The organism is Priestia sp. D3YE.R1 (assembly GCF_049199565.1).
Taxonomy (GTDB): domain Bacteria; phylum Bacillota; class Bacilli; order Bacillales; family Bacillaceae_H; genus Priestia; species Priestia aryabhattai.
The window spans coordinates 196330-212401 of record NZ_JBLTHW010000003.1; the positions used below are offsets into that span (position 1 = coordinate 196330).

General features: G+C 37.6%; 17 protein-coding genes. 13 read left to right on the forward strand and 4 right to left on the reverse strand.

Annotated features, from left to right (window positions below; genetic code table 11):
• The first annotated feature begins 72 nt into the window (after positions 1 to 72).
• The 3 genes from ACOZIR_RS19305 to ACOZIR_RS19315 all read left to right on the forward strand — a co-directional run bounded on the left by ACOZIR_RS19305 (position 73) and on the right by ACOZIR_RS19315 (position 3739).
• Positions 73 to 1566: an aldehyde dehydrogenase family protein gene (locus ACOZIR_RS19305; RefSeq protein WP_013082880.1), complete on the forward strand. Its 1494-nt coding sequence runs from the start codon at positions 73 to 75 to the stop codon at positions 1564 to 1566.
• Between the two features lie 107 nt (positions 1567 to 1673).
• Entirely contained in the window at positions 1674 to 2960 is a 1287-nt protein-coding gene (locus ACOZIR_RS19310; RefSeq protein WP_421535814.1) for a cytochrome P450, read from the forward strand.
• Between the two features lie 119 nt (positions 2961 to 3079).
• Entirely contained in the window at positions 3080 to 3739 is a 660-nt protein-coding gene (locus tag ACOZIR_RS19315) for a serine/threonine protein kinase (protein WP_045295185.1), read from the forward strand.
• A 13-nt stretch (positions 3740 to 3752) separates the two neighbouring features.
• On the opposite strand, the gene ACOZIR_RS19320 is transcribed toward ACOZIR_RS19315, so the two are convergent.
• A complete protein-coding gene (locus ACOZIR_RS19320; RefSeq protein WP_045295184.1) occupies positions 3753 to 4031 on the reverse strand; it encodes a hypothetical protein in 279 nt (92 codons plus the stop codon).
• 140 nt (positions 4032 to 4171) lie between these two features.
• On the opposite strand from ACOZIR_RS19320, the gene ACOZIR_RS19325 reads away from it, so the two are divergent.
• The 3 genes from ACOZIR_RS19325 (at position 4172) to motB (ending at position 6065) form a co-directional block, all read left to right on the forward strand.
• Complete coding sequence (locus ACOZIR_RS19325; protein ID WP_014460421.1) at positions 4172 to 4315, forward strand: hypothetical protein; 144 nt, start codon at positions 4172 to 4174, stop codon at positions 4313 to 4315.
• Between the two features lie 129 nt (positions 4316 to 4444).
• Complete coding sequence (gene motA, locus ACOZIR_RS19330) at positions 4445 to 5239, forward strand: flagellar motor stator protein MotA (protein ID WP_013056745.1); 795 nt, start codon at positions 4445 to 4447, stop codon at positions 5237 to 5239.
• Complete coding sequence (gene motB, locus ACOZIR_RS19335) at positions 5232 to 6065, forward strand: flagellar motor protein MotB (protein ID WP_045295182.1); 834 nt, start codon at positions 5232 to 5234, stop codon at positions 6063 to 6065. Before motA ends, motB begins: the two co-directional genes overlap by 8 nt.
• Positions 6066 to 6100: 35 nt before the next feature.
• Here the strand turns inward: motB and ACOZIR_RS19340 are convergent, their stop codons facing one another.
• Complete coding sequence (locus tag ACOZIR_RS19340) at positions 6101 to 6433, reverse strand: hypothetical protein (RefSeq protein ID WP_043982072.1); 333 nt, start codon at positions 6431 to 6433, stop codon at positions 6101 to 6103.
• Positions 6434 to 6632: 199 nt separating this feature from the next.
• Here ACOZIR_RS19340 and ACOZIR_RS19345 point away from each other — a divergent pair, with 199 nt between their 5' ends.
• Both ACOZIR_RS19345 and ACOZIR_RS19350 read left to right on the forward strand, forming a co-directional pair.
• Complete coding sequence (locus tag ACOZIR_RS19345; protein ID WP_045295177.1) at positions 6633 to 7586, forward strand: NAD(P)/FAD-dependent oxidoreductase; 954 nt, start codon at positions 6633 to 6635, stop codon at positions 7584 to 7586.
• A 19-nt stretch (positions 7587 to 7605) separates the two neighbouring features.
• Positions 7606 to 8301, forward strand: a complete 696-nt coding sequence (locus tag ACOZIR_RS19350; RefSeq protein ID WP_045295176.1) for a YqjF family protein — start codon at positions 7606 to 7608, stop codon at positions 8299 to 8301.
• Positions 8302 to 8304: 3 nt separating this feature from the next.
• Here the strand turns inward: ACOZIR_RS19350 and msrA are convergent, their stop codons facing one another.
• Positions 8305 to 9222, reverse strand: coding sequence for a peptide-methionine (S)-S-oxide reductase MsrA (gene msrA, locus ACOZIR_RS19355; protein WP_045295174.1), 918 nt, complete (start codon positions 9220 to 9222; stop codon positions 8305 to 8307).
• Positions 9223 to 9544: 322 nt separating this feature from the next.
• On the opposite strand from msrA, the gene nhaC reads away from it, so the two are divergent.
• Positions 9545 to 10951, forward strand: a complete 1407-nt coding sequence (gene nhaC / locus ACOZIR_RS19360; RefSeq protein WP_045295172.1) for a Na+/H+ antiporter NhaC — start codon at positions 9545 to 9547, stop codon at positions 10949 to 10951.
• 179 nt (positions 10952 to 11130) lie between these two features.
• Here nhaC and ACOZIR_RS19365 read toward each other — a convergent pair whose 3' ends face one another.
• Positions 11131 to 11784: a GntR family transcriptional regulator gene (locus ACOZIR_RS19365; protein WP_045295170.1), complete on the reverse strand. Its 654-nt coding sequence runs from the start codon at positions 11782 to 11784 to the stop codon at positions 11131 to 11133.
• A gap of 363 nt (positions 11785 to 12147) precedes the next feature.
• Between ACOZIR_RS19365 and ACOZIR_RS19370 the strand changes: the two genes are divergently transcribed.
• The 4 genes from ACOZIR_RS19370 to ACOZIR_RS19385 all read left to right on the forward strand — a co-directional run bounded on the left by ACOZIR_RS19370 (position 12148) and on the right by ACOZIR_RS19385 (position 15949).
• On the forward strand, positions 12148 to 13560 hold the full coding sequence (locus ACOZIR_RS19370) for an amino acid permease (RefSeq protein WP_071275176.1): 1413 nt from the start codon (positions 12148 to 12150) through the stop codon (positions 13558 to 13560).
• A gap of 297 nt (positions 13561 to 13857) precedes the next feature.
• The gene (locus ACOZIR_RS19375; RefSeq protein WP_045295167.1) at positions 13858 to 14859 is read left to right on the forward strand and encodes an acyltransferase family protein; all 1002 of its coding nucleotides are present in this window, start codon (positions 13858 to 13860) and stop codon (positions 14857 to 14859) included.
• A gap of 25 nt (positions 14860 to 14884) precedes the next feature.
• Complete coding sequence (locus tag ACOZIR_RS19380) at positions 14885 to 15760, forward strand: peptidylprolyl isomerase (RefSeq protein WP_033578796.1); 876 nt, start codon at positions 14885 to 14887, stop codon at positions 15758 to 15760.
• Between the two features lie 30 nt (positions 15761 to 15790).
• Complete coding sequence (locus ACOZIR_RS19385; RefSeq protein WP_155017217.1) at positions 15791 to 15949, forward strand: hypothetical protein; 159 nt, start codon at positions 15791 to 15793, stop codon at positions 15947 to 15949.
• Positions 15950 to 16072: the final 123 nt, after the last annotated feature.

A 16072-nucleotide genomic window follows, 5' to 3' on the forward strand; every position in this document is an offset into this window, starting at 1 on the left:
TGATTTTACTAGATAACATGGTAAAATATTCATTGTTAGCGTTTTCAAAATTCGTGGGGAGGTATGTATTTGATGCAAAATCTTGGAGCGAAAAAAGTTGAAATGAGTCCGAAAGTAGTGGAGTTTTTAAAAGGAGTTAAACAGCTATACATTAACGGTGAATGGGTAGACTCTGTTTCAGGAAAAACGTTTGAAACAGTAAATCCAGCAACGGGTGAAAAGTTGGCAGATGTAGCTGAAGCAAATCCGGAGGACATTGATCGTGCCGTCAGAGCGGCTAGAGAAGCGTTTGATCATGGACCTTGGACAAAGATGTCAGCAGCTGAAAGAAGTCGACTCATTTATAAATTAGCTGATTTAATGGAAACACATCAATTGGAACTTGCGCAGCTTGAAACGCTTGATAACGGAAAGCCAATTCGTGAAACATCAAATGCAGACATTCCATTAGCAATTGAACATTTCCGCTACTTTGCTGGGTGGTCAACTAAAATGGTTGGACAAACTATTCCTGTGCAAGGAGCGTATTTTAACTATACGAGATATGAACCAGTAGGAGTTGTTGGCCAAATTATTCCGTGGAACTTTCCGCTTTTAATGGCAGCTTGGAAGCTCGGAGCCGCTTTGGCAACTGGATGTACAATTGTGCTCAAGCCAGCCGAGCAAACGCCGCTTTCTGCACTTTACTTAGCTCGACTAGCCGATGAAGCAGGGTTCCCAAAAGGCGTGCTAAACATTGTGCCAGGCTACGGGAAAACAGCAGGTGAACCGCTCGTTCATCATGATCTTGTCGATAAAATTGCTTTTACGGGATCTACTGCTGTCGGAAAAGCAATTATGAAACAAGCTAGTGACTCCTTAAAGCGTGTGACGTTAGAGCTTGGAGGAAAATCACCAAACATTATCCTCCCGGATGCAGACTTAACAAAAGCTGTTCCTGGTGCGCTTTCAGGTATTATGTTTAACCAGGGACAAGTATGTTGTGCCGGAAGTCGTCTGTATGTCCAAAAAAGCTTATATGATAATGTCGTAGCTGATTTAGTTTCTCAAACGAAATCTATTAAACAAGGAAATGGATTAGCTGATGAGACAACAATGGGTCCGCTTGTATCTGCGCAGCAGCAAAAACGAGTGAAAACCTATATTGATAAAGGAATTGAAGAAGGAGCGGAAGTACTCGCAGGAGGAAACATACCGTTTGATCAAGGCTATTTCGTAGAACCGACTATCTTTGCAGATGTCGATCATTCGATGACGATTGCTCGTGAAGAAATCTTCGGTCCGGTTGTAGCTGCTATGCCATTTGACGATCTTGATGATTTGATTGCCAAAGCAAATGATACAGCATATGGTCTAGCAGCAGGCGTCTGGACACAGGATTTAAAGAAAGCACACTATATTGCTCATGGTATTAAAGCGGGTACAGTTTGGGTGAACTGTTACAACGTATTTGATGCAGCAAGCCCGTTTGGAGGTTATAAACAGTCGGGAATTGGTCGTGAAATGGGAAGCTATGCGCTTGATAATTACACTGAAGTGAAAAGCGTATGGATCAATATGGAATAATAAGTAAGATTTTTTGTGAAAATCAATAGCATATCTTTGTGTGAAAAAGAGTAGTCTTTAGTGGACTACTCTTTTATTTGTTTAAGTCCCGCATTTTTAGAAAAGGAGTGATAACATTGCCGGTTATACAGGGCCCCTCGTCGTATAAGCTTACCGGTCACCTGCAAAAGTTTAGAGAGAACCCACTGGGTTTTTTGGAAAACTTGACTCAGTATGGAGAAATTGCAACATTTAGAGTTGCGCACAAACGCTTTTATGTAACGAGAGACCCTCAACTTATTAAAGATGTAGTCATTACAAACAGCAAGGCGTTTCAAAAAATTAAACTAACGCATATGTTTAAAATGCTGCTAGGTGAAGAAATGTTATGGACAGATGAAGCATTATACATGAGCCCCATTCAACCCTCACAACTTAAACAACATCTAACTTATAATAAGGAAGCAATCGCAAAAATAATTGAAAAGCATATGGAAACGTGGGAAGAAGGGCAGCTTCGAACGATAGTAAAAGACATCAGACAAATAGTCGTAGCTGTACTCCTTCAACTTGTATTTGGCATTTCGATTGAGGATGAAGATAAAATTCACTATGTTCAAGCGCTTATGAGAAAAAAAGAAAAGTTAGGCAAAATTTATATTCGTCTACCTTTGCACCAGCCTGACTCAGATGAGCAGCTAGAACAACTCCTTTTTGAACGCGTTCAAATGCGTGTTCAAAACAAAACCGAAGGAAATGATTTACTGCAGTATGTATTAAATTCTCACGGGGAAGACATCGATGAAAGAGAAATATATGAACAGCTAAATTCTATATTCCTTTCGATGTATGAAATGATTACGCACGTATGCAGCTGGTCTATTCATTTACTGTCTCAAAATACTAGGGAGCACCTTCAGCTGCATAAAGAAATTCAAGCCTATGCTAGCGGTGAATCACTTTCAACCAAAAATCTGACCTATATGCGCAAAATAATTGCTGAAAGCATGAGGCTGTATCCGCCTCTTTGGTTATTTGGACGTCAAGCACGTGAAGATATACAAATAGATGGTTACAGCATTAAAAAAGGGGAGATTATGTTAATTAGCCCTTATATGATGCATCGCCATGAAGATTATTTTTTAGAGCCAAGTGAATTTTTACCTGACCGTTTTGAAAAAGGAGGGTCCATTGATGTCCCAAGCTATATGTATATGCCGCTTGGGATTGAGCATCAAGCGGAAAGAGGCATGGACTATATCACTGAAATAGTAACTATTTTTCTGTCAGAAATGACAAAGCGCTTTTTATTTCAACTGACTAAGCCCGAGTCTATTGCTCCGATGGCGGGCGTTATGCTGAATATGAAAGAAGAACTGAATGTGAATGTTCACAAAGTTCACACGCAGTCTTGAATGAACGGGAATACTTTCCCTCTTTATATCAGGCTGTCAATTTATTGACACATCCTGCATTGAGATTTATCATAGGGTAATATTTGATAGAGATTACTGAAGGATTTTTAGAGGGGACTATGGATAAAACAATTAAACAGTTAGTGTCGCTAGTTGAAACATCATTACTAACGCAAGTTATGATTCAAAGTGAAAGTGACTATGATCCAGTTGAAGTTACGAACAAAACAAAAGAGTGGGTACTTATTGGTAAAGGAAACTATGCCGGTGTGTTTATGCACGAGAATTATCCTGAATTTGTCGTAAAAGTGTACGGAAGAGACGTTTATGGTGTAAAAAAAGAAGCGCAAGTGTATAGAAAGCTGGGCGTTCACCCAGCTTATTCTCAACTTTTCCATGAGGGAAAGACGTACTTGATTTTAAAAAGACTTACAGGCGTTACTTTGTATGATGCCGTACAGCGGGGAATAAAGATTCCAGAACAAGTCATAAAAGATGTGAACAAAGCTTTGGACTATGCAAGAAGCCAGGGGTTAAACCCTTATGATGTGCATGGCAAAAATGTCATGATGAAAGATGGAAGAGGGTATGTGGTGGATATTTCTGACTTTTATAAGAAGGGTATTGATAAAAAATGGACAGACCTTGTAAAAGCCTATTACACCTTTTATCCGTTTATTGATAAATACCATATCCGCTTGCCGTACCCGCTTTTAAACGTTATCAGAAAAGCATATCGTCTATATCGTAGAATCAAATCAAAAAGGAGTTTCCGCTGAAGGGAACTCCTTTTTAAGATGAAATACAGCGCAGTACATGCTGCTGCTCAAAAGTTGGTTTTAATTTGAATAGAATAGTTTGTAGTATTTCAGATTGATAGACAAATTTTAGCGTATGTTTAAGGGAAAGAGGGTGTAAGAAAGAACGTATTCTTTTTTCAGCATAACGTATCACCTGTTCTTCATAAAATAAAGTACGTGCGGAGATTTTAGCGTGAATGTCTTTTGTTAGTTCGATTGTAAACTGGATAATCATTAAATCAGTGTTTTTACAGTATTTTTCTAGTAGCATAATATCACCTCCATTTTGTCAACTCATTTACATAATCTTAATATAAAATTTACAAATGTCAATAAAACACGGAAAAATAAATGGTAAGACTGTTCTTTTTATATGTTGAATAAACAAGAACGTTACAGAGGTGAATAAAGTTGAACATTAACGTCGGGTTTGCAATTTTAGCTGATATTGATAATAAGATGACGGCTGCTATTTATGTGGAAAATCAAATTGTAGCAATTATAGCTGGACCTTCAGATATTCTGTATGAAAAGTTGAAAAAAGTGTTTTTATAATAGAGAAAAGATGTAATTGTAAATATGCTTCATAAAAAGCTTAAAAATTCTATGAAATAGTCGAAATAAAAGGTGAGGATAAAATATAGAAAAAGAAAGAACAGGAAGTTAAGGATAGGAGAATTACATATGGATAAAACATCTTTTATTGGACTGATTTTAGGAATAGCCTCTCTTATTGTAGGCATGTTTTTCAAAGGGGTTAATCCATCTGTGTTAGGAAATCCCGCTGCTATTTTAATTATTATTGTCGGAACCGTCGGAGCAGTAGTGATTGCATTTCCTTCAAATGAAATCAAGAGAGTCCCAAAACTGTTTGGTGTCCTGTTTAAAGAACAAAAAATGCTGCAGCCTGTTGATTTAGTATCCATGTTTTCTGAATGGGGACAAGTTGTTCGAAAAGAAGGGTTACTATCACTTGAAGCCCAAATTATTGATGTAGACGACCCTTTCTTAAAAAATGGTTTGAATTTAGCTATTGATGGTCAAAGTGCGGATTATATACGAGACGTGTTGTCTGAAGAAATTGATGCTATGGAAGAAAGACATCAAACGGGTGCAAGTATTTTCGCTTTAGCAGGTACATATGCTCCAACTCTGGGTGTACTTGGAGCTGTTATAGGGTTAATTGCTGCGCTTGGGAACATGGAAGACACAGATACGCTAGGACATGCGATCAGCGCAGCGTTTGTTGCTACGCTTCTTGGTATTTTTACTGGGTATGTACTATGGCATCCGTTTGCAAATAAACTAAAGCGTAAATCGAAACATGAAGTAAAGGTAAAGTATATGATGATCGAAGGAGTGCTTTCACTCCTAGAAGGAGAAACACCAAAAGTAATTGAGCAAAAGCTGGCTTCTTATTTGCCCACAGCGGAACGTAAAAAGCTTCTTCAAGAAAGTGAAGTGGGTATAAATGAGTAGACGCAGAAAACGAAAGCATGAAGAGGACCATGTTGACGAAAGTTGGCTGCTTCCTTATTCAGATTTGCTTACACTTTTACTTGCTTTATTCATTGTATTGTTTGCAATGAGCTCAGTGGATGCGCAAAAATTTAAGAACCTTTCTCGCGCATTTAATGAAGCGTTTGTTGGAGGAACGGGCGTGATGGAATTTCAATCTCTGGAGGAATCTGAAGAAGCGGTTCAGCCTTCAAATACTCCCGCAGCTAAAAGTACGGAAAAAACAAATGAAGTGGAGACAGCTCCTAATCAGTCTTCTGCTTCTTCACAATCGTTAACGAGCGAACAAAAGGAGCAAACCATACGAGAAGCTGATGAAGAAGAACTTCAGCAAATTCAATCTAAAATTAATGCGTATATTCAAAAGAAAAACTTAACAAATCAATTACAGACTTCGCTAACCGAGGAAGGTCTCTTAATTTCCATTCGAGACAATGTATTGTTTGATTCGGGAAGAGCACAAGTTCGAAGTGAAGATACAAAAATTGCAAATGATATTTCAGAGCTTTTGGTGATTGATCCTCCTCGTAATATTATTATTAGCGGTCACACCGATAACGTCCCTATACGCAACGCTGGTTTTGAATCCAACTGGGAGTTAAGCGTGATGAGAGCAGTTAACTTTATGAAAGTTATTTTAAAAAACGATAAGCTTAATCCAAGCATGTTCAGTGCAAAAGGATTTGGAGAGTTCAAACCGGTGACATCTAACAATACAGCAGAGGGGCAAGCGAAAAATAGAAGGGTTGAAATATTGATTACTCCTCGTACAATTAAACAGCCGTAAAAGCAGTCCTGCTTTTACGGCTGTTTTTCTATGTGTTATAAAGCTAAGAGTCTTCTCTTCTCAAAGTTTCCTCGTACTAACTTGAGATCCATTCCATCTAAAATCAAGTCAATGAGAGCGCCTTTAAAGACATCCGCTGTTTTTTTCTTATCATTGGACTGCAAATATTGCACCCGATACCACTTGTCTTCAACTTGAAAGTACATAAAACGTCCATGCGTAAAGTCAATCCAAAATTTTGTAGGTTGTCCATTGAGATTTTTATAAACATATCCCCAGCTTCGGCCTTGGTGAGAGTCCTTCATTTTAGGGCGAGCTGTATTAAATACTTCGTAATATACTTTGTGCTTAATATCATAGAGCATCATGTGACAGTCCTCCTATCTATAGACGTGCTAGCAGGTAAAGGTATATTTGTATACAACAAGTATACTCAGCTGAAAGGAATCGTAGACTACTTTTTTGAGACAAGCAGGGGCAAAGGTAAATGAAAAAGACAGTTTAAATTAGCTCAATCATTCCGCTTTTTTTATACTGTAAGTAAATGAGTTAAATAAGGAGGAAAAAATGAAACGAGTAGGAATAGTAGGTGCAGGAATGACAGGCCTTACAGCAGCGGCTGAATTACAAAAAGCAGGAATAGAGGTCTTTCTTCTTGATAAGGGTAAAAGTGTAGGGGGACGAATGGCTACCCGAAGAGTAGGAGAGGGAAAAGCAGATCACGGAGCTCAATTTTTTACAGTGAGATCCGATGAATTTCAGCAAGCCGTAAATAAATGGATAGGCGATAGAGAAGTTAAGAAGTGGTTTGGTGACCATCACCCTCGTTATCAAAGTATTAATGGCATGAATGCGTTAGCTAAATATTTAGCAAAAGATCTATGTGTATATATGAATCGAAAAGTTCAAACCATTGATTTTCAAAACGGGAGGTATCAGCTTTATACAGAAGAAAACGAGATTTTCGAAGCGACTGATATCATTCTTACACCTCCGTCTCCTCAGGTTATTGAGGTGCTTAATAGCAGTAGGTTACAGGCGGACCGATCTATCCTTAACACACTGAAATTCACTCCTTGCTTGGTTGCTATCGTAGAGCTTTATACAGAGATGCTGTATGGTGATCATGGTCAACTCACGAATCCATCTGGCACCATTCAAAGAATCGTGAATCATGAGCAAAAAGGAATATCAAAGACGCCTGTTCTTAGCGTATACATGAATAAAGACTGGTCAGAAAAACATTTTGATAAACATGAACATGAGTTGCTGCGGGCGATAAAAAATGAAATAAAAGAATCGATAGGTGCAAATCATATTAAAAGCATTCAGTTAAAGAAATGGCGCTATGCAGAGGTTGAACAAGTTCTTCACCAGCCCTTTATCGAAATTATGCCGTCGCTACTGGTGGCAGGAGATGCTTTTTTAAGAAGGGAAGATAAGACGAACCACTCACGGTTAGAGAGCGCATATTTGTCAGGGAAATCGGCAGCCGCTGAATTGATGGAAAAGAACATCTAGAAAAAGGAGAGAACAAGAAGTGAAAAACAATTGGATAATGAAGCAAACGTGGAAAGATTTACTGTTTATTCATTGGCCTGTAGATCCGGCGTTTCTGGCTTCTTTATTGCCGAGTCAGTTAGAGCCTGACACCTATAATGGTCAAGCGTGGATTGCCCTTGTGCCCTTTACGATGACAGACATTCGATTCAAAGGGACCCCCGCCGTGCCCGTCTTTTCACGATTATATGAGCTAAATGTGCGTACATACGTTACATATAAAGGGGAAAAAGGCGTTTACTTTTTTAGTTTAGACGCAAGCAACCCACTAGGAGTATGGATTGCTCGTCACTTTTTTCACTTGCCTTATTACCGCGCTGCTATGACATTCAACAAAACTCAGAACTATATTTCTTTTCAGTCAGTTCGAACGCACAGAGACTCAAAAAAAGAGCGAGTAAAGCTTACATATAGAGGTACTTCTCCGTCCTATCACAGTAAAAAAGGAGAACTAGCTCATTGGCTTACAGAGCGCTACTGCTTATTTACCACTCATCAAGGAAATGTCTACAGAGGAGATCTTTATCATGACCCTTGGGAACTGCAAAAAGGAGAGTGTGAAATAAGAGATGATTCTATCACTCAGCCTTTTTTGCGTCCGCCGGACCATCATGATTTAACTGTACACTACGCAAAGAAAGTAACCGCTTATTTTTACCCTTTTAAAAAAGTATAGGCATCAAAACAAAATTAAAAAATCTTCATAGCCTTCTTCTTTAAGCTTCTCTTTTGGAATAAAGCGCAGAGCCGCGGAATTCACTTGATAGTATCCGCTGTTTTCTTCTGTTAAAAGTAAACCCAGGTAGTTATCTCCTTCTTTGCTTTTTAGCGCTGTTGAATGCTGCGCCGGCACTCTTTTTATGTTTCCGTATAAGATAGGGCGCTTAAAAATGGGCCAGCCTGTATGAGAAGGAAGCTGATCTGACGTTTTGAACAGTGCTTCTCCAGTTAGAAGGTCAACGTAAATTCCTTGTTTTTTGTTATTCCAATATAAATTTGTAAAAGGAGGTTCGGTACCGTTTTCCTGCGTAACAAAATATTGCATAGGCGTTAGGATCTTTTTAAGGTAAGAGCGGTCCTTGGGCCAATGCTGCGTCAGAAAATCAGTGCGCCCCGAGCCTTCTTTGTATAATTTATAGTGAAATGCATTTTTTCGATAATAATCCTGATGCTGCTCTTCGGCTTCGTAAAAAGAAGAAAAAGGTAAAATAGGTGTGACGATAGGATTGTTAAAACGTCCGCTTTGGGCAAGCTTTCTTTTAGAATCGAGAGCCGCTTCTTTTTGCTTTTCGTTATGATAAAAAATGATGGCTCGATACGATGGTCCGCGGTCTGAAAACTGTCCGGCGGAATCCGTAGGGTCAATTTGCTGCCAATACAGATTAAGCAGATCTTCAAACGTAATTTGAGAAGGATTCCATACAATTTGCACGGCCTCTACGTATTCGTTTTCCTTTTCTACAAGAGCAGAAGCTTTAGAAGTGATTTGTTTATCTCTAGCGTAGCCCGAGCGGATACTGCTTATTCCTGTAAGCTGATCAAAAGGAGCGACCATGCACCAAAAGCATCCTCCTGCAAACGTTGCATATTCTTTCATATTACTTTCCTCTTTTCGTTGAATAAAATAAATGAAAATATATTTATATATTAAAATGTATAAACAAACAGAAAGCGCTTTATAATGAGTCTTGTAAGAAAGCACATTCTTATGGTATTATGACCACTGGATAAAAGAAAATGGCTTATTGTTTACGCGAGTATCCTTATTTTATGTTCTTAAAAAGATGCAGTTTATTGTTTAAGTACTCATAGAAATACATATGTTGGAGCAGTAAGAGGAACAATTAAAAAATAAGGACGTTTTGCTCTTAAACGATACCACATTCCAGAATCTACATACCAGTTTAGGAGGAGCTAGTTTGAACACAACCCGTTTACCATCTATGTGGGAAATAATGATTGTGCTTGCTTTATTTTTAGCTGTTGTTATTTCATTTGCAACTGTTTTTAATTTACCTATTCAGCTCGCTTTATTTATTTCATGGTTTATTGTTATGGCGCTAGGAGTACGACTTGGGTATACGTATAATCAGCTGCAAGGGGCCATTACAAGAGGAATATCAAACGGCCTAGAAGCTATTTTAATTTTATTAGCCGTCGGTACGTTAATTGGAACATGGATTGCCGGAGGAGTTGTTCCTTCTCTTATTTATTTTGGATTAGAGTTTATTAATCCAACATTCTTTTTACTTGCTACACTTATCATTTGCTCTATTACCTCGATTTCAACAGGAACATCTTGGGGAACGGTTGGTACAGCCGGAATCGCGATGATGGGAATCGGACAAGGCCTAGGTATGCCGCTTCCGTTAGTAGCTGGAGCTGTGATTTCAGGAGCTTATTTTGGAGACAAGCTTTCTCCTCTTTCTGACAGTACCATTTTATCTGCGTCAATGGCTCGAGTGAATGTTATTGATCACGTAAAAGCAATGTTAGTGTTGGATATTCCTGCTTACCTCATTACAGCAGTATTATTTACGGTAACAGGTTTTATGTATGGGGGAAAAGATTTTGATGCTGGACGGGTAGAAGAATTAAAATCTTCGCTGTTGGATACATTCCATATCAGCGGGTGGATGCTGATTCCGGCATTGGCTGTCATTGTTCTTTTAGCTTTAAAGAAACCTTCTCTTCCAGCAATTGCGATTGGTTCATTATTAGGAATTATATGGGCAGTTGTCTTTCAACATATGGATGTGGCGAGCGCATTTAATACGGCTTATGAAGGATTTAAAATTAATACCGACAACACATTTTTAAGTGAGCTGTTAAATCGTGGCGGAATTTTAAGTATGGTAGGTTCCATTATTGTCATTATTTTTGGACTAGGATTTGGCGGGTTATTAGATGAGCTCGGCGTCTTAGAAGTCCTGCTATCTAAATTTGAAAAAATTCTTGTCAATTCAGGAAACGTTACGGCTTCTACTATTTTCGTTGGGTTATTAGGAAATATATTTGGTTGTGCGATGTATGTTTCATTAATTTTAACACCGAAAATTATGGAGAAAAGTTATGATAAGTTAAGAATACAGCGTCTGGTGCTTGCCCGTAACTCAGAAGTAGGGGGAACCTTAACTTCTGGAATGGTTCCGTGGACGGATAACGGTGTATTTCTAGCTACAACGCTTGGAATTTCTACATTCGCTTATCTGCCGTTTATGTGGCTCAGTTTTGTCTCTATTATTTTAGCGATTATTTACGGATATACAGGGAAATTCATTTGGTACGTAAAAGAAGAAAAGCAGCGTTCTGCTATAGCAAAATAAAAGAGGCTGGGACAAAAGTGTTTTAGTTAAAGAAAAATCCGAACGATGAATTAAGATTCTCAATGAAGAATCAACTTCGTTCGGATTTTTTTATTGGTATGATAAACGTAGGTTTCATGTATTTCGTTGCTTCTAGCTGTTGATTGAATTGATTTAGTTATGTCTCGATCTCTTTTTAATCAAATCATTTCTGGATATTCGATTTTCCAATGAACATTTTGAAGGTAAAGCTGAACATCCGCCTTTTTTTTCTGCTGCAGAAGTTTCAGAATATGTCGGTGATGTTCATTCATTACATGTAAAATGGCGTATAGCTCTTTATTGTCATCGCTAAAGTACGTTTGTCTGATGAATCCGTCTTGTAAAGACATAAGCTGTTCTTTTAAGGCCACATTATTGCATCGGTTCAAATAGACTCGATGAAAATACGTTTGATATTTTTGATAATCCTGATAATTTTCTAATTCAATCGAAACATCGATTTTTTTAATAAGCTCATCCATCTTCGTAAAATCTTCTTCCGTTAAGTGATCAATCGACAGGGCAGCTGCCAGACCATCTAAAGCACCGACGATTTCAAATACTTCTAGTTTTTTTTGTGTATCAATTTCTTTTACAGTAAACCCTCTGCGCGGTCTGTATTCTAATAGGTTGTCTGAAGCTAATTTAATAAGCGCTTCTCTTACAGGCGTTCGGCTGACATTCAGCTGAGAACAAATACTGGCTTCATTTATTTTGTCGTTAGGCAGCAGTGTACCTTCTTGAATTTGACTTGCTATGTAGTTATATACATGATCTTTTAATGAATGATAAATCATAGGCCCCTTGTTCATTGTTTCCCCCTAAAATAAATATCGCATCAGCCGTTCTTTCTCTTCATGTCATGATGATGAAAGAGTATAAAAATAGCGTGAAAGAACGTACAGGTGTAAAAATAATCATATCATATCACTTCATTTAATCTTAGTTAGAATATAAAAAATAGAATTATTGAAATATTTTTTACTATTGATTGTTGTAAAAAATCTGAAAAATGATATAATCGTAAAAAGATTTAAGAAGTGTATATTGTATACAATATACAAAATTTGTACATATCGAAGAAATAGAGCCTACTCCTGCAGAGAAGAGACTATAGAGAATATGCAAATAAACCAAGTTTTTGGATGGGTTTACTACAAAAAAGGAGGTACACAATGGGAGAGAATACAACATCTATGAATCAGTTACAAAGAAAAATGAAAAGCCGTCATTTATTTATGATTTCTCTTGGCGGTGTTATCGGTACGGGGTTGTTTCTTAATTCAGGCTATACAATTAATGCAGCAGGTCCAGGGGGAACACTCCTTGCTTATTTAATCGGTGGATTAATTATGTATTTAGTCATGATATGTCTAGGGGAACTAAGCGTAGCAATGCCTGTGTCAGGATCATTTCAAGTATACGCTACAAAGTTTATCGGGCCAGGTACTGGTTTTGCGGTTGGCTGGCTCTACTGGCTGACTTGGGTGGTATCTGTCGGTTCGGAGTTTACAGCGTCTGGATTGCTTATGCAAAGATGGTTTCCTGACGTTTCGGTTTGGATATGGAGCGCGCTGTTTGCTCTTTTATTATTTGGTTTAAATGCAACATCTGTACGTTTTTTCGGCGAAACAGAATTTTGGTTTTCAAGTATTAAAGTATTAACGATTATTGTATTTATTATTTTAGGCGCAGCAGCGATGTTTGGATTCATTCCTCTTAGCGGTCATGAAAAAGCGCCGATGCTTTCTCATTTTACAGGAGAGGGCGGTTTATTTCCAAATGGACTTATGCCTGTATTAATTACCATGGTTTCCGTTAGCTTTGCTTTTTCGGGAACAGAATTAATTGGTATTACGGCAGGAGAAACAGAGGATCCGGAAAAGAACATACCTCGAGCAATTAAAAATATCATTTGGCGTACGTTCTTCTTCTTTATTGGCGCCATGTTTGTACTATCTGGGTTGATTTCGTGGAAACAAGCAGGAGTATTAGAAAGTCCTTTTGTGACGGTATTTGATCAAATAGGTATTCCTTACGCAGCAGATATTATGAACTTGGTTATTTTAACAGCTTTATTATCAAACGCTAATGCAGGATTATATGCATGTTCGAGAATGCTATGGTCATTATCTGATCAAAAAATGGTCAGCACTTGGTTAGGGAAAGTAACGTCTAAAGGAGTTCCATTTAATTCGTTGCTTATCAGCATGGGAGTGGCATGTCTGTCCTTGCTGTCAAGCGTGGTTGCACCAACTACTGTTTACTTAGTATTAGTTTCTATTTCTGGATTTGCGGTGGTAGCTGTATGGATGGCTATTGCAGCTTCTCATTTTATGTTTAGAAGACGCTATATTAAAGAAGGAAATGATGTATCAAAGCTTGTTTACAAAGCACCTTTATATCCTCTTGTTCCTATTTTAGCATTTGTGTTATGTTTTGCTGCTTGTGTAGGACTGGCTTTTGATAAGAGTCAGCGCATTGCATTATACTGCGGTATCCCGTTTGTCCTTTTTTGTTACTTGTTTTATTATTTGAAAAATAAAAAAGGAAACGGAAAAAACGAAAGTCAGCCTATAGCAAAATAAAAAGCAGAAGACCTAGGTCTTCTGCTTTTTTTTGCATACAAAAACACCCTATCCATCCGTACTGGTTAAGTGTCCCGCAACAAGCGAAATTGAATTGGATAGGGTGCGTATCTATATAGTAGAGAAAGAGGCGCCATTTGTCAAACTTATTTAGCGGCACCCTACTTAAAAATAGAAAAAAGAAAGGTTTTCACTGTTTTTTCATTTTCACTATGTATAGTAAGGAATGTAAAGAAAAGATATTCGCAGCAGCACGTCGTACAAATCCATAGAACGCAAAAGAAAGGAGGAAGTCAAATGGCTAAGCGGGATGCGTATTTTGATAACGTAAAATTTATCTTAATTGTACTGGTAGTGTTTGGCCATTTGTTAACTCCCTTCATCAATGATGAACAGTGGTTACGAACACTCTACATATTTATTTACACTTTTCATATGCCAGCATTTATTTTAATAAGCGGATATTTTGCAAAGGGATACCGAAAGAAAGGATATATGTGGAAGATGGCGAAGAAAGTATTGTTTCCTTATATTATCTTTCAACTTATCTATGCGGTATATGATTATAAGCTGTATGATGAATCGTCATTCGAAGTTTCAGTATTTCAGCCAGCTTGGTCACTGTGGTTTTTACTAAGTTTATTTTGTTGGAATGCGATGCTGTTTATTTTTACAAAGATCAAATATCCTTTAGCCGTCGCGGCAGCGTTAGGAATTATGATTGGCTTATGTGAACCGCTAGAAACAACGTTAAGTCTTTCTAGAACATTTGTATTCTTTCCCTTCTTCTTAGCAGGGTTTTATATGAAAAAAGAACATTTTAAAAAATTGACGTCTGTTTCTTGTAAGAAAGTAGCTGGAGGCACATTGCTGATTATTGCTCTGTGGATCCAATATGTAGCACCGGATTTTGAGAAGGAGTGGCTATTTGGTTCAAAATCTTATGCCTCCTTAGGTGTAAATCAAGTAGAGGGAATGATTATTCGTACGCTATTTTATAGCATCAGCTTAGCAATGACGGTTTCCTTTCTAGCTTTGATCCCTACACAGACGATGTCTTTTACATCTCGAGGTGCTCAAACCTTTTATGTGTATTTGCTACATGGATTTCTGATTAAATATATTCGCTTATCTTCTTTTGGAGACTGGATAGAAAGTGTACAAGGATACAGCATTCTTTTGATTGGAGCTTGTGGAGTGGCGTGGTTGTTGTCGAGTAAATACGTATCTACGATTGCAAGGCCTTTAATTGAGCTTAAACCGTTACCAACGCGCAAAAGTTTAAGTTTAGGTAAGTAATGAGAAATGGAAAAGGAGTTTAATGATGTCTAAAAACAAAATAATTATGATTATTGCAGCCGTTGTCATTATTGCTGCAGTAGCTATTGGTGCCGTAGCAATGAATAAATCAAAGGTAGTTGCTACCGTTGGTGATGAAAAAATCACAAAAGATCAGCTGTATGATGCTCTTCTTGCTCAAGGAGGATCAAGCGTCCTTGATTCACTAATCGAACAAAAAGTCATTTCAAAAGAAGCAGCTAAACAAAATATTAAAGTAACCGATAAAGAAATTAATGCTGAATTAGAAAACCTTAAAAGTCAGTACGGGGGAGAGGATGCACTAAATCAAGCATTAGCATCTAGCGGTGTAAAATTGTCAGAGCTGAAAAAAGATTTAAAGACGAATATTGAAGCAAAAAAAATGGTCGAGTCGACTATTAATATTAAAGATAGTGAAATGAAATCGTACTTTAATCAAAATAAAGATTCACTAGCTACAGAAGCACAGGTGAAAGCTAGCCACATCTTAGTAGCAGACGAAAAAACAGCAAAAGAAGTAAAGGCAAAGCTTGATAAAGGAGAAGATTTTGCGAAGCTAGCAAAAGAATATTCAACGGATACAGCTTCTAAATCAGATGGCGGAAACCTTGGATACTTCAAAAAAGGCGATATGGTCGAAGCTTTTGCCAACAAAGCATTTTCAATGAAGGTAAATGAAGTAAGTGATCCTGTTAAAACAGAATACGGTTATCACATTATTAAAGTAACAGGCAAAAAAGAAGCGCAAAAAGCAACATATGAAAACAGCAAAGCAAAAATCAAGCAAACGCTGCTTGATCAAAAATACCAAACAGAGTATCCAACATGGTTACAAAAGCTAAAGAAAAAGTATGATATTACAAACAAACTTGATTCATAAATAATACCTTAACGAAATGAGGGGATGGATATGAAACAAACAGCGTCTTATAGCAAATTAGAAAAAATCGTCGAACAATTGAAGCACAGAGGTGTACGAGCTGAAATATGCCGGCGTGTTGTAAAGGTCACAGAAACTGTTAATGGATCAAATCCTTCATATTCAAATCAAATCGTTAGTCATTCATAAAAGTACAAAAGACGCGAACGGCTGAACAGCAGTTTGCTCTCGTTCTTAATACAGGTAGGGAAAATTAAAATGAAAAGAGATCAGTAGAGGCAGCTTGTTTCTGCTGATTCTTTTTGTATAATA

Excerpts from the sequence above, each read along its gene's own strand:
- ACOZIR_RS19305 (WP_013082880.1), top strand. The coding sequence starts at position 73 with ATGCAAAATCTTGGAGCGAAAAAAGTTGAAATGAGTCCGAAAGTAGTG.
- ACOZIR_RS19315 (WP_045295185.1), top strand. The coding sequence starts at position 3,080 with ATGGATAAAACAATTAAACAGTTAGTGTCGCTAGTTGAAACATCATTA.
- ACOZIR_RS19320 (WP_045295184.1), bottom strand. The coding sequence starts at position 4,031 with ATGCTACTAGAAAAATACTGTAAAAACACTGATTTAATGATTATCCAG.
- motA (WP_013056745.1), top strand. The coding sequence starts at position 4,445 with ATGGATAAAACATCTTTTATTGGACTGATTTTAGGAATAGCCTCTCTT.
- motB (WP_045295182.1), top strand. The coding sequence starts at position 5,232 with ATGAGTAGACGCAGAAAACGAAAGCATGAAGAGGACCATGTTGACGAA.
- ACOZIR_RS19340 (WP_043982072.1), bottom strand. The coding sequence starts at position 6,433 with ATGATGCTCTATGATATTAAGCACAAAGTATATTACGAAGTATTTAAT.
- ACOZIR_RS19345 (WP_045295177.1), top strand. The coding sequence starts at position 6,633 with ATGAAACGAGTAGGAATAGTAGGTGCAGGAATGACAGGCCTTACAGCA.
- msrA (WP_045295174.1), bottom strand. The coding sequence starts at position 9,222 with ATGAAAGAATATGCAACGTTTGCAGGAGGATGCTTTTGGTGCATGGTC.
- ACOZIR_RS19365 (WP_045295170.1), bottom strand. The coding sequence starts at position 11,784 with ATGAACAAGGGGCCTATGATTTATCATTCATTAAAAGATCATGTATAT.
- ACOZIR_RS19370 (WP_071275176.1), top strand. The coding sequence starts at position 12,148 with ATGGGAGAGAATACAACATCTATGAATCAGTTACAAAGAAAAATGAAA.
- ACOZIR_RS19375 (WP_045295167.1), top strand. The coding sequence starts at position 13,858 with ATGGCTAAGCGGGATGCGTATTTTGATAACGTAAAATTTATCTTAATT.
- ACOZIR_RS19380 (WP_033578796.1), top strand. The coding sequence starts at position 14,885 with ATGTCTAAAAACAAAATAATTATGATTATTGCAGCCGTTGTCATTATT.
- ACOZIR_RS19385 (WP_155017217.1), top strand. The coding sequence starts at position 15,791 with ATGAAACAAACAGCGTCTTATAGCAAATTAGAAAAAATCGTCGAACAA.